This is a genomic window from Niabella sp. ZPM-14 (genome assembly GCF_055693045.2).
Genome location: NZ_CM181148.1, coordinates 1494624 through 1508653, shown reverse-complemented (window position 1 = coordinate 1508653; position 14030 = coordinate 1494624). Strand labels below are relative to the sequence as shown.

General features: G+C 48.3%; 10 protein-coding genes. 8 read left to right on the top strand and 2 right to left on the bottom strand.

Features of this window, described 5'->3' with window-relative positions; all coding sequences use genetic code 11:
• Positions 1 to 57: 57 nt before the first annotated feature.
• The 8 genes from ACU37H_RS06455 to thrS all read left to right on the top strand — a co-directional run bounded on the left by ACU37H_RS06455 (position 58) and on the right by thrS (position 10238).
• The gene (locus ACU37H_RS06455; RefSeq protein WP_472702351.1) at positions 58 to 1581 is read left to right on the top strand and encodes a hypothetical protein; all 1524 of its coding nucleotides are present in this window, start codon (positions 58 to 60) and stop codon (positions 1579 to 1581) included.
• Between the two features lie 190 nt (positions 1582 to 1771).
• Positions 1772 to 3361, top strand: a complete 1590-nt coding sequence (locus ACU37H_RS06450) for a hypothetical protein (RefSeq protein WP_472702352.1) — start codon at positions 1772 to 1774, stop codon at positions 3359 to 3361.
• Between the two features lie 263 nt (positions 3362 to 3624).
• Complete coding sequence (locus tag ACU37H_RS06445) at positions 3625 to 3915, top strand: hypothetical protein (RefSeq protein ID WP_472702353.1); 291 nt, start codon at positions 3625 to 3627, stop codon at positions 3913 to 3915.
• 174 nt (positions 3916 to 4089) lie between these two features.
• Entirely contained in the window at positions 4090 to 4770 is a 681-nt protein-coding gene (locus ACU37H_RS06440; protein WP_472702354.1) for a hypothetical protein, read from the top strand.
• A 55-nt stretch (positions 4771 to 4825) separates the two neighbouring features.
• The gene (locus tag ACU37H_RS06435) at positions 4826 to 6226 is read left to right on the top strand and encodes an alkaline phosphatase (RefSeq protein ID WP_472702355.1); all 1401 of its coding nucleotides are present in this window, start codon (positions 4826 to 4828) and stop codon (positions 6224 to 6226) included.
• An 11-nt stretch (positions 6227 to 6237) separates the two neighbouring features.
• Positions 6238 to 6441, top strand: a complete 204-nt coding sequence (locus ACU37H_RS06430) for a hypothetical protein (protein ID WP_472702356.1) — start codon at positions 6238 to 6240, stop codon at positions 6439 to 6441.
• A 27-nt stretch (positions 6442 to 6468) separates the two neighbouring features.
• Positions 6469 to 7701 carry a GTP-binding protein gene (locus ACU37H_RS06425; RefSeq protein ID WP_472702357.1) on the top strand — a complete coding sequence of 411 codons (1233 nt, stop codon included), beginning with the start codon at positions 6469 to 6471 and terminating at the stop codon, positions 7699 to 7701.
• 599 nt (positions 7702 to 8300) lie between these two features.
• Positions 8301 to 10238, top strand: a complete 1938-nt coding sequence (gene thrS / locus ACU37H_RS06420) for a threonine--tRNA ligase (RefSeq protein ID WP_472702358.1) — start codon at positions 8301 to 8303, stop codon at positions 10236 to 10238.
• Positions 10239 to 10857: 619 nt separating this feature from the next.
• On the opposite strand, the gene ACU37H_RS06415 is transcribed toward thrS, so the two are convergent.
• Together ACU37H_RS06415 and ACU37H_RS06410 are read right to left on the bottom strand one after the other, a co-directional pair.
• Positions 10858 to 12450: a Na+/H+ antiporter gene (locus tag ACU37H_RS06415; protein ID WP_472705484.1), complete on the bottom strand. Its 1593-nt coding sequence runs from the start codon at positions 12448 to 12450 to the stop codon at positions 10858 to 10860.
• Positions 12451 to 12590: 140 nt separating this feature from the next.
• Complete coding sequence (locus ACU37H_RS06410; protein WP_472705486.1) at positions 12591 to 13970, bottom strand: ATP-binding protein; 1380 nt, start codon at positions 13968 to 13970, stop codon at positions 12591 to 12593.
• Positions 13971 to 14030 lie beyond the last annotated feature (60 nt).

Below are 14030 nucleotides of genomic sequence, written 5' to 3'. Positions count from 1 at the left end.
CAAATGTCCTTACCCTGGATATTGCAACTTAAATGACAAAAAATTATTTAACCCACAATGAAAAAGCTGAACTGCTGCACTGATCTCTACAAGTGGCAATCGGGCCTCTTAACTACTATTGTATCGATATTTTTTAGTTTAAACAGCTACGGCCAATGTCCGGCTATTACCAGCTCGGATCCCGATACTGATGGCGATGGCGTGGCCAACAGCGTGGACGTGGACGATGATAATGATGGAGTACCGGACAGCATTGAACGAAGCTGCACCGATACCGGCAAGCCCTTGTATAAAGACTATCGTCCTGGTGTGTGGACCGGCAAGGACGCACTAAGTGGAGTCAATTACCTCGCTTCAATTGGAACCTACGTGCAGGGTTATAAAGACAGCGGCGTTGAAACCTTCAGCTTTACACTCACTAACTTGAAACCAGGGATAGTAAACACGTTGAAGTACCGGTATTATTCGCTCAATACGCAAAACCCCAAGTCCAATAGCGTTCAACTGTCTGTGAACAATACAGTGCTGCATAGCTTTACCACTGTTTATAACCGACCAAGCCCTACATCAACGGACCATGGGTATAAAACCGTATCGTTTACGCCTTCGGGTAATACCGCAACCGTAAAAATTTCATGGACAACGGCTGTAAACAGCTCAATGGGCAGTGATGCGCAATTCCGCGAATTTCAGGTGAACGGAGAAACAATAGTAGAATGTAACGATGTGGACACGGATGGCGATGGCGTACCTAATCATCACGATCTGGATAGCGATAACGATGGTATCCCCGATGCGGTCGAAGCCAACTCGTCCAATACCGCCAATCTCGGAGCTAACTGCCGCTATCCGGATGGTAACAACATGGTCAACGGATGTGAAGATGGAAGCACCGATTACCAGGTGACCACAGTTCAGAGCTCAGACGATGACGGGGTTCCCAACTATCTGGATCTGGACAGCGATGGTGACGGCTGTTCGGACGCTGCCGAAGCCAAAACAAACTCGTATGACGTGAACACAAGCTCTTATCAGGTCGATAATAAAACTGAAGACGGACTGACTGATGCGCCTTGTGCAAGGCCGTCTGATGATAGCTGGACTACTTCTGCCGCTTCCTGCGGCACTTCTTTACCGGTGGTCTTCGTAGATGTTAGTGCGCTCATCCGTGATGGGATGTTGCAGGTCGACTGGAAGACGGCAAGTGAGGCAAGTAATAGTCATTTTGAAATCGAAATCTCCCGGGATGGGAAAACCTGGAACAAGGCCGGTAGTGCAGTCAAAGCGAAATCGGCTGAAGGCGCCGGGCAGGGTTTTACTTACCAGCAATCGATTCCCTTGAAAAGCATGGCGGTAATGGGTCTGTCGCTCGCCCTGTTAGGCCTCGGTGGGGTCTCCCGCCGCAACAGATGGATGGGGGTAACCTTAGTGGTTCTCGGATTAAGCAGCCTGTTGTATGGCTGTTCCAAAAAAGATGCTATTGACGTTGCAGGCTATGATAAGCTGTACGTGCGCATCAAACAGGTGGATACTAACAATGAGTTTATCTACTCCGAAACAGTAAAAGCGGTGAATAAATAAAGCATTGTACATGGGATAAATACGGGCTCACTCTATGAGTCTGTAGAGTTATTAAAACGCCACAATCCCGCTATTAATAAAACTTAATCACTTAAAAGTTCATTTCACTAACATGGCAAAATTAAAAAACTACTACGCTGTTCTCTTTAAGTACCGCTTGAATAGAGCGCCTCTATTTATATTATTATTTATGTGTTTAAACACCTACGGCCAATGTCCGGCTATTACCAGCTCGGATCCCGATACTGATGGCGATGGCGTGGCCAACAGCGCGGATGTAGACGACGATAATGACGGGATTCCCGATAGGATCGAGAGTCCCGGATATACCACCAATCTGATCAATAGCGGGGGCTTCACTGACAATCCTCCGAATAATGCCTATTGGTTTATCCCCAACAGGAATGAGATCTTCACCAATAAGAAGTATGACGTATACGGGAGCGACCTATATACCTATGGTCCTGTTCACGGTCAGCTAAACTCCGGCCTAACAGGTGGGCTGTTTCATGAAGTGGGCGGTAATAACAGCGCTTCCGGCATATTAAACGCACTTTCAGAAGATCCTTACACGCCGATCGTGTATAAGTTCGGAACTGCATTACAGCCTAATGTAACCTATCAGCTCGCTTTTGACATCGTTCTAAGGGGATCATCTGTAACACCTAACCAGGACTGGCTCGTTTTTTTATATAACGGCGATACCGATAAACCGGTTGATACATTAGTACAACGCTCACTCAGCTCGCTCAACTATTTTGGAGGAAGCGGTAATGCCAATCCCATGGCTTACCAAACAGTAAACAGTACATTCACTGTCGACGGCCCCGCCAATTACTATTTGGTATTTAGAACATTGGGGTCTGGAAATGCAGAAGATGATTTTTTGATAGACAGAGTAGCTATGAGAGGTATCGGGGCAAGCGATGATACGGATAAAGACGGGATACCTAATCATCACGATCTGGATAGCGATAACGATGGCATTCCTGATGCGGTCGAAGCCAACTCGTCTAATACCGCCAATCTCGGAGCTAACTGCCGCTATCCGGATGGTAACAACATGGTGAACGGATGTGAAGATGGAAGCACCGATTACCAGGTGACCACAGTTCAGAGCTCAGACGATGACGGGGTTCCCAACTATCTGGATCTGGACAGCGATGGTGACGGCTGTTCGGACGCTGCCGAAGCCAAAACAAGCTCGTATGACGTGAACACAAGCTCTTATCAGGTCGATAATAAAACTGAAGACGGACTGACCGATGCGCCTTGTGCAAGGCCGTCTGATAATAGCTGGACTACTTCTGCCGCTTCCTGCGGAACTTCTTTACCGGTGATCTTCGTAGATGTTAGTGCGCTCATCCGCGATGGTATGTTGCAGGTTGACTGGAAGACGGCAAGTGAGGCAAGTAATAGTCATTTTGAAATCGAAATCTCCCGGGATGGGAAAACCTGGAACAAGGCCGGTAGTGCAGTCAAAGCGAAATCGGCTGAAGGCGCGGGGCAGGGCTTTACTTACCAGCAATCGATTCCCTTGAAAGGCATGGCAGTAATGGGTCTGTCGCTCGCCCTGTTAGGCCTCGGTGGGGTCTCGCGCCGCAACAGATGGATGGGGGTAACCTTAGTGGTTCTCGGATTAAGCAGCCTGTTGTATGGCTGTTCCAAAAAAGATGCTATTGACGTTGCAGGCTATGAGAAGCTGTACGTGCGCATCAAACAGGTGGATACTAACAATGAGTTTATCTACTCCGAAACAGTAAAGGCCATCAATAAATAATAAAAGAGTGCATCCATAAGGGCGCGGGGGATAGTAATAGCTCCCGCGCTTTTTTATGCGCAGCCTTCAGATGCCCCCAAAATGTTGCGATGCTTAATAAGGAGGTTGATAATAAAAGTGTGATGCAGCTTCTAAAGTGATGGCGTTCTTACATGCGACCATTTCCAGGAAACCGTTTGGCCGTGTAAAATAAAAAATGCAACTTTGTTGCGATTTTGAAAAAGGATATCCACAGCGGACGTTTTAAAAACAAGCTTTTTGCTTTGTTCTTGCTATCAATCATGGTAGTCGCTGCTGTGCCTGTTTTTCATCATCATCATTTGAAGCCTTGCCCTGACAGCATACACGGGCAAATAGTGTCGGGGCTTGCAAGCCATTGTTATGCCTGTGACCAGATCGTTCATCAGCTGAACGGCAGCACTTTGCCCTTACCTTTCCCGGAGTTAAAAGCGCCGTTGTTTTGCCCGGTGGGTCAGCATTTGTACGATGCCGGAACTCCTGAAACCGGCTTACGCTTCCCGATCAATCGTGGCCCTCCCGCAAACCATTGTTAATACACTTCATCAATCAATTTATTATTGGCGCTGGCTAAAGTCGTCATGCGCTATTCACCCTGTTCCAATGGATCACCGCGATGCTTATGCGGGCATCGCTTTCATTCGGTTCGCGGAAGCCGGCTCTTTTAAAAGCCGGCGGCCTGATCCCATATTTTCAAATCAATAAAAATCATGAACAAAATAAAATTATTTGTCTTCGGATGGATAGGTAGCCTTATCATTATCAGTTGTAGTAAAAAGAACGACCAGCCGGCTAACCGTGATGAACCTTTTGAGATCACCGATCACTATATAGCCGGTACGATAGCGCCTTCCAGTCAATCCTATAAAAGTGTCTACCTCATACAGTTGTTAAAAGACAATAAAGCGGTGTTTATAAGCAGCAACAGTGAATTGCAAGCGGATTACATGCTAACTAAAGACTCGCTTATTGTTATTGTCCGCGATCCGAATAATTACCGCGAAGCCCGGTATGCTATCAACGGGAAGCACGAGCTCACTTCTGCAAAATACAAGGCTCTGACATTGGAATACCAGGCCACCGGGTCTTTGATAAAGATTGCCTCTTCCAACCAGTTCGCCGGACAAACGTTTAAAGGCGAAGAATTTAAAATGGGCCCTTCCAGCTATCAAACGAACTGGATATATCAATTTGATGAAACAGGCGCGGCCTATGGTTCGGGCGATAATGCCACCACGATCGCATTTGATAAGAAACCTGTTATCATCAATAACAGCGCCTTTAAATACAAGAACGGGAGTACGGTGGAGATGGGGTTTGTCAACGGAGACTCATTAACGGTGTTCCGGCTCCAGGGCCTGTACTACTTCGGCAGTTATAAAAAACAATAGCAGTAGCTACTAAGATCAGTATACGAATAGGAGGGGACAAACTAAATATATAAATATGAAACGGAGAACCTTTTTTCGCAATGGCTCGCTGGCCTTTCTCGGTACAACGTTATTGGGCAAGGATGCCGGCGCTTCAGTCAATAGCGGCAAGCAGCAAGACAAGACTGCCCGCAATATCATATTCATGGTAAGTGATGGTATGAGTATCGGCACACTAAATATGACCGATATCTACCTGCAACGTAAAAACGGAACGCCAGGTACCTGGCTGCAACTGTATCGCGAAGACAAGGTTAAGCGGGCGCTGATGGATACCGCTTCGGCCGATTCGCTGGTGACAGATTCGGCCGCTGCCAGCTCAGCGTGGGGCGGGGGCGTTCGGGTGCCCAATGGCTCGCTCAATACGAATGCGGATGGCAGTGTCAATAAGCCGATCCTTCAGAAATGTAAAGCCGCCGGCAAGTCCGTTGGCTGTGTTACCACCGTGCCGGTTGCTCATGCAACCCCCGCCGGATTTTGCGTTGCCAGTAGAAGCCGGGGTGACATGGATAGCATCGCCTCTCAGTATCTCGGCCTGCGCTTCGACGTCATGATGGGTGGTGGTAAAGACAATTTTACAGCCGGCGACCGCAAAGACCGGCATGACCTGTTGACAGATTTTCGCCGTCAGCAATTTGATGTGATTACCAACCGGCCTGCTTTATTGCAGATGAATAAAAGTGACCGGCCTGTCCTGGGCGTATTTTATAACGGAGGACTGCCTTACGCGCTTGACCGCGAAAATGATCAAGCGCTGATCAACCAGGTTCCTACTTTAAAAGAGATGACGGAAGCGGCTATCTCCAGATTAAACAGGAATGCCAATGGCTTTGTGTTGCAGGTAGAGGCCGGTAAGGTAGATTGGGCGGCCCATGCCAACGATATAGCTGCGCTTATTCATGAGCAGGTGGCGTTTGATGAAGCAGTGGCTGCGGCCGTTGCGTTTGCAGAGAAGGACGGCAACACCCTGGTCGTCATCACTACCGATCATGGCAATGCCAATCCCGGATTGTTTTATGGTAAAGAAAGTAACGATCAATTCGATAAGATCAGCGGCTTCCGGCATACCAATGACTGGCTGTTAAACAACTTTCACCCCGGTTCCACTTACCAGCAAGTGATCGGGCGGATCGAATATGCACAGGGATGGGTGGCTACAGCCGAAGAGGCCCGGTCGTTGCTGCGGCATTACCAGCAATCCGATGAGGTTGGTTTGTACAACCCGCGAAAACTTCCTTTCCGGTACCTGGCAGAGATACAGCAAAAACATACTTCCGTAGGTTGGGGCTCTATGGATCATTCGGCCGACTATGTCGAGCTGGCTATGATGGGGCCCGGAAGCGAACGGCTCAGGCCCTTTGTAAAAAATTATGAACTACATCAGCTCCTGTTGGATGCCGCCGGCATCCGGGATTAAAATCAGTATACATGATACCACAGACATTTGAACAGTGGCTTCACTGCATCGTCTACGAATGCGGTGTGGCGTTAACCCAGGACTTTATTGCCGGTCGTCTCGCGGTTTATAATGACATGGCCCATCCCGAAACCAAAAGGTTTGCTGAATGCTACGGCGCGGAGCACCTTCAACAGGTGATCGGTTGGTACAAGCGGGCGGCTGGTACTCTATAATCATTAATCACAACGAAAACTATCAAGATGAATCATACTAATGATCCAAAGGGCCGTTGTGACCGTAAACTTCCGGTCACTGTGCTCAGTGGTTTTTTAGGTGCAGGAAAAACTACATTGCTTAATCATATCCTTCATCACAAGCACGGTCTGAAGGTCGCAGTCATTGTGAATGATATGAGCGAAGTCAATATCGATGCCCGGCTGATCGAAAATGAAAATGTTCTTTCAAGAACCGAAGAGAAGCTGGTGGAGATGAGCAACGGCTGCATCTGCTGCACGCTAAGGGAAGATCTGGTTAGGGCGGTTGAGCAGCTTGCCAGGGAAGGCCGGTTCGATTACCTGCTGATCGAAAGCTCCGGCATCAGTGAGCCGGTTCCGGTCGCACAAACTTTTTCTTATATCGATGAGCAACAAGGCATCGATCTTTCACAGTTCAGCTACATCAACACCATGGTAACGGTGGTGGACTGCTTCAACTTTTTCCGCGACTTTGGCACCCACGAGTTGTTAAAAGACCGGGCGCTAAGCGATCTTGAAGGCGACGACCGCACGGTGGTCAACTTATTGACGGACCAGGTAGAATTTGCCGATGTCATCTTGCTCAATAAAACTGACCTGGTAAGTGAAGCTACCGTTGGTTTACTACAAGCCGCTATCCACAAGATGAACCCGAGGGCGCGTATTGAGCGGATGTCATTTGGCAAAATTGATCCGGCATTGATTATTAATACTGAATTATTCGATATCCATGAAGCTGAGCAGACCGCAGGCTGGGAGCGGGAGCTGGAGGCAGCATCACATACGCCAGAAACCGAAGCCTACGGTATCAGCTCCTTTGTCTTCCGCAACCAGAAACCCTTTCATCCCTGGCGCTTTTGGGAGTATCTCAATCATCAATACCCCGAAAACATTATCCGGGCCAAGGGATTGTTTTGGCTGGCCTCCCGTCCCGATCAGGCCATTGGCTTCTCGCAGGCGGGTGGCTCCTCGCGGTTAGAACCGGCGGGCATTTGGTGGTGTGGCTTGCCGGCCGCGGAACGGTTAAAGCATCCGGCTTATGTGCAGAACAGGGATATCATTGAAGCCCGTTGGAGCGCACGATGGGGAGACCGGATGAACGAGCTTGTGTTTATCGGTCAGCATATCGATCCGCAAAAAGTGAAGGGCGAATTAGAACAGTGTCTCCTGAGAGAAGAGGAGCAATACCTGTTCGACGAAAAGATACCATTCAAAGATCCTTTTCCCCGGTTGAGTTAGTCGCCTACCTGACGTTATTGATGATGTTGAGGAATACATCAACGGTCACGTTTGTCATGAAAGAGTATTTATAATACGAAACAAGTAAAAAAGATGCTAAAAAAAGTGTATATGTAGTATATTGCACCATCTTATAGAAAGCTGCTAACTATTTAGGCATAACAGCCGTGGATGGGATCTTTTTTCCGAAGGGCTGATAGTCATACACTCTATATAATAACGGCGACCGGTTATCAACGGTAGTCAATGCTATAAAAAAAGAGCCCCCCTTGTTTGGGGGGTCTGAAGATTGTGTTCTGTTTACTACCTAACCTGAGAAGAGGTAGGATAGTGACGGTCCGCAGAATCCAAGAAAAGGCTGCCTGTCCAGGCGGCCTTTGTTCGTAGACGACGCGTTGATCGCCAACGTAACAGATAAACAAAAATTTTTTTTTAAAGTTCTGTCGGCTGTTCATAAATAATGCTTGCCTTTCCAAAACGAGATCGTTGTGGATATGGAGCAGTCGTTGGTGAAAGGAGAATTCGATACTCTTATCTCGCGCTCTCGCAATAGTTTGTTAATTTAGCGCACTTATAAAATTTCTACAGAGACCAGAAATATGATTACAATTACTTTCCCTGATGGGGCTAAAAGAGAATATGAGGCAGGCGTGACTGCAATGGATATAGCCAAGTCTATATCTGAAGGACTGGCCCGCAAGGTCATTGCGGCTAGAGTAAACGGAGAAGTATGGGATGCTACCCGTGCGATCAACCAGGATACGGATCTGGTATTGCTGACGTGGAATGACCTCGACGGAAAGAAGGCTTTCTGGCATTCCTCTGCCCACCTGATGGCAGAAGCAGTGGAGGCGGCATATCCCGGGGTAAAGTTCTGGGTAGGCCCGGCATTGGATTCCGGCGGATTCTATTATGATATGGACCTGGGCGACAGGAAGCTCTCGGAAGATGACCTGGCCGCGCTGGAAAAGAAAATGAACGAGCTGGCTAAAACCAATAGCCCTTACATCAGGAAGGAAATGCCAAAGGCAGAAGCGATTCAATATTTTTCAGATAAAGGTGACGAGTACAAGCTCGATCTGCTCAACAATCTTACCGACGGAGAGATCACTTTTTACTCACAAGGTAACTTTACGGACCTCTGTCGCGGGCCGCATATTCCCAGCACAGGGATCATCAAAGCGGTGAAGCTCACCAGTGTTGCCGGCGCTTACTGGAAAGGGGATGAAAAAAACAAAATGCTGACGCGCGTATATGGTATCAGTTTCCCCAATCAAAAAGAGCTGGACGAGCACCTGGCTATGCTGGAAGAAGCCAAAAAGCGCGACCACCGCAAGCTGGGTAAAGAACTCGGCATCTTTACTATGGACGACATGGTAGGACAAGGATTACCCCTCTGGTTGCCCAATGGAACCGTGATCATCGAGGAGTTGGAACAACTGGCCAAAGAAACGGAACAGGATGCCGGGTATAAAAGAGTGGTAACACCGCATATTGCAAAAGAAAGCATGTACCTCACCAGCGGTCACCTGCCTTACTATGCAGACAGCATGTACCCGCCGATGGAGCTCGATGGAGAAAAGTATTACCTGAAATCGATGAACTGCCCGCATCACCATAAAATATTTGATGCAGAGCCAAAAAGCTACCGCGATCTTCCTTACCGGATTGCAGAATATGGTACCTGTTACCGATATGAGCAGAGTGGTGAACTGTTTGGACTGATGCGTGTGCGCTGCCTGCATATGAACGATGCGCATATCTATTGTACCAAAGAGCAATTTGCTGCTGAGTTCCGTGCGGTGAATGACATGTACCTGAAGTATTTCAAGATATTCGGGATCGATAAATACATCATGCGTTTAAGTTTACATGACCCTGAAAAGCTGGGCCAGAAATATATCAACGAGCCTGAACTGTGGCTTGAAACAGAAGAGCTGGTGAGAAATGTGCTGATAGAAAGTAACATTCCTTACGTAGAAGTAAAAGGCGAAGGTGCTTTCTATGGACCGAAGATCGATGTTCAGATCTGGAGCGCCATTGGGCGGGAGTTTACGCTGGCGACCAACCAGGTAGACTTTGCGCAGGGCCGTCGTTTCAACCTCAGCTTCACCAATCAGAACAATGAGCCGGAAGTGCCGCTGATCATTCACCGGGCGCCTTTGGGTACTCATGAGCGCTTCATTGGGTTCCTGCTGGAACATTATGCCGGCAAATTCCCGGTTTGGTTGTCGCCTGTGCAGGTGAAGGTGTTGCCCATCAGTGATAAATATCTTCCTTACGCCAAAGAAGTAGAGAAGAAACTGAAACGGGCAGGCGTTCGCGCAGAAGTGGACGACCGCAACGAAAAGATCGGTAAAAAGATCAGGGATACAGAACTGCACAAAATTCCTTACATGCTGGTGGTCGGTGAAAAAGAAATGGCCGATAATAAAGTTGCCATCCGCAGACAGGGCAAAGGAGATGCCGGCGTTAAAAGTGTCGATGAATTCTTAGACGACATCCTGAAGGAAATAGAAGAGAAGGCAGATAATTAATACCCTTCAATATTGATCAGGCCTAAAGCCGAGGACTTTCGCACGAAGGGTGCAGCAAATATGAAGAGCCTTAAATCGATCTTCGTGTTTCAGCGTCTCTTCGAGAACCCTCAAGAGGCGTGTCTTTTCACGCAAAGCCGCAAAGGGAGTGTCGTTTTTAATCGATCTTCGTGTCTTGGCGCCTTTGCGAGCAACTATTCAAAATAGTCTGTGGCCACCATGAATACGAAGAGCCTTTTTTAATCGATCTTTGTGCCTCAGCGCCTTTGCGAGAACCCTCAAGGGTCGTATCTTTTCGCGCAAGGCCATAAAGGAAGCGTCATTTTTTAATCGATCTTCATGTCTTAGCGCCTTTGCGAGCAACTCTTCAAAATAGTCTGTGGCCACCATGAATACGAAGAGCCTTTTTTAATCGATCTTTGTGCCTCAGCGCCTTTGCGAGAACCCTCAAGGGTCGTATCTTTTCGCGCAAGGCCACAAAGGAAGCGTCATTTTTTAATCGATCTTTGTGTCTTAGTGCCTTTGCGAGAAACCTCAATAGGCGTGTCTTTTCACGCAAAGCCTCGAAAGAGGTGCTGTCTGGCATCATTAAAGTCGCTAAGATCGCCTGCGGCAAGTGTTACACCGTTTTCAGTCGTTCTTCTTCCAGGTCGATTTGGTAAAGTTGCCGGCGGATATATTCCTCATGGATATCTGTGCTTTTGTTGATCTCAGCAAGAAACTGCCTTTGATGTTCCAGCATTTCAAAGAAAATCAGTTTTGTCTTTTCATTCATCCAGTCATCATTAGCGGCTTTTCTTTTTTCTTCCAGGTGATGCATGAACTTTTCCATGCCGGCATAATCCTGCAGTTCGTGCTCATATTTGTTTTTCAGGAAATGATAACTGTTTTCCCGGAGACGGGTCCTGAGCTCCTGCAGCATCGCCTTATCCTCTTTGTCCTCATCAAATATATCCAGCAATCGGGTGCGTTTGATAAGGTAGGGGAGCGTCAATCCCTGTACCAATAGCGTAAGCAGGATGACCACAAACGTGATAAACAGAATGAGATTCCTGTAAGGAAATGCGGTGCCGTCGTCCAGTGTGACCGGTATCGCCAATGCGGCCGCCAGCGACACCACACCGCGCATGCCCGTCCAGCCCAGGATCAGCGGCATCAGCCACCGGCGTTTACGGCTTCTTCCGTTGTTCATACGACGAGCCACGCTGGGCCTGAAGATCATGGTAGCCAGGAGCGCTGCATAAGAGCTGATGATCCTTGCGGCAATCAGGATGCCGGTAACCAGCAAGCCATATCCAATGGCGGTGCTTAAAGGAAGTCCTTTCGATCGCAGGCCCTGCACGATTTCCGGAAGTTCCAGTCCGATCAGCAGGAAGACGATACCATTTAAAATGTATACAAAGCTTTCCCAGACGCTGTACCCCCTGACACGGCTGGTGCTGTTCAGGAAAAGCAGTCGCTTGTTCGCCATGTACAGTCCGCCGCTCACCACGGCCAGGACGCCGGAGCTGTGAAATTGCTCCGCGATCCAATACATAAAATAGGGTTCGATCAATGTCAATGCGGTGTCTGATGGCGCATCAGTGGGCAAACGTTTATGGGCCTGTACAAAGAGCCAGCCCAGTAATAGCCCGATTCCCGCGCCGCCGATCACCATCCACAAAAAGCTCAGGGCCGCTTCCTGCCAGATAAATTGTCCGGTTCCGACCGCTACCAGGGCAAAGCGAAAGATGATCAGCGACGAAGCGTCATTCAGTAAGCTTTCTCCCTCCAGGATCGCGGTGGTAGACCTCGGGATCTTTACAAATTTCATAATGGCGCCTGTGCTCACGGCATCCGGAGGCGAAACGATGCCGCCCAGCAGGAAACCCAACGCGATGGTAAAGCCAGGGATAAAATAATTAGTGACAACCGCCACCGAAAAGGCAGTGAAGAAAACGACCAGGAAAGCGAAACTGCCAATGATCCGCCACCACTTTTTCATCTCTTTAAAAGAGATAGACCAGGCTGCGTCAAATAACAAAGGCGGCAGGAAAATAAAAAAGATCAGGTCAGGATTGATTTTTACCAGCGGCAATTTGGGTATAAAGCTGATTAGCAACCCGGCGACCACCAGCAAAACAGGATAAGCGATCTTCAGTTTGGTAGCCAACATTTCCAACAACACAACAGCCGCCACCATTGCGAGCAAAAAGGGTAATACACTATGCATTCAAAGGCGATTTTATTTCTCGAATTAGTTCTTGTCCGTGAAAATACAGATTTGCAAAAGGCAGCGCTTTAGGTCGTATCATTTTTTTACGGATCCCCCCAAAGAACACAGCTGGGGTAGATCAGTTAGCGCCGTAGGAATCAGACGGCGTCAGGCTCCGCAGCAGCGGGGATGCTCAGTGTAAAGGCGCAGCCGAGGCCGGGCTCACATTCAACGGTAATGCTGCCGCCGTTTCGTTCCGCAAATTCTTTGCTCAGCTTCAGCCCCATGCCGGTGCCTTTTTCATTAGAAGTGCCGCGCGACGAGCGGATGGATGTCTCCAGGAAAAGCGCCTCAACCGCTTCTTCTTTCATGCCCAGGCCGCTATCGATCACAGAGAGATGGATAAAAGCACCCACGCGTTCTACAACCAGGTCGATCTTGTCCCCGGCATAGCTATACTTGATCGCGTTCGAAAGCAGGTTGCGGATCACGAGTTTGATATGATCCGGATCCGCTTCAATCAGGTGATTGCCTTCACTGATCACATTCGCCTGGATATTCTTATTGACCAGGTTATATTGAAGCAGCGCTAAAGTGTCTGTCAGCAGGGGCTCAAGGTAGACCCGTTGCTTTTTCGTATCGATGCCCTGCATTTGCCGGTTGCTCCATTTGAGCAGGTTTTCCAGGCTTTGGTACAATTGATCGAGCTGAACGGACAGTTCACGCGACAGTTCCATGAATTCCTCCTTCGTCACTATATTCTGGTTAAACAGGTTCAGTGTCGCTTTCAACCCCGATATCGGGCTGCGCACATCATGCGCCACGATAGAAAAAAGCTTTTCCTTAGTGCTGTTTAGCACCTTTAGTTGCCGGTTGCTGAGTTCCAGCTGCTCTGTCTGTTCGATCAGTTTCAATTGCTGGTGTTGCAGCTGCCGGTTGCGGTGCTCGATCTCTGCCTGATTGTTCCTGCCCAGTTTTCTGAAATACCAGAAGAAAAGAACATAGAAAAGTACCCAAACGGTGAGATTTATCGCATAGATCGACGGAGGCACTTTCTGACCCGGGGGCAGGAGACTGCTTGTCCAGAGCAGCCCGATAAACACCAGGCAATTAATAACGTACAGGATCTGGACCTTCGAATGCTTCTTCGTAATGGTCATCACAATCGCGGCAACGATCAGCAGGTAAAACTCCATCCCATTGTGATACAGGAACCCGGTAACAGCAAAAACACCACTCATGATGGCAGCGATCACGACGTGTCCCGTGACATACCAGCGCCTGTAATTGACCCAAACCAGGGAAGCCATTGATACCATCGTGATGCCATTCAGGGAAGCCAGTATATTGCGGTCGTTTGCCAGGTTGGTGACAAAAAATATACAAGAGGAAAAAAAGCCGGTAAAGCCTATGATGTTAGCGATCCGGATGCGACGCGTGTCTTCGAAGCTGGTTTCGATCGTGACGCCCATATTGATAAAGCGATTCACCCAGCGCATGAGCGCCGCGTATTTTTTTAAATAGCGTTTTTTCTGCATGCTTTAACGTAACAGATCAATTTTAGAGGAGGTAAAAAAATAAAGTAGCAATAACGATGG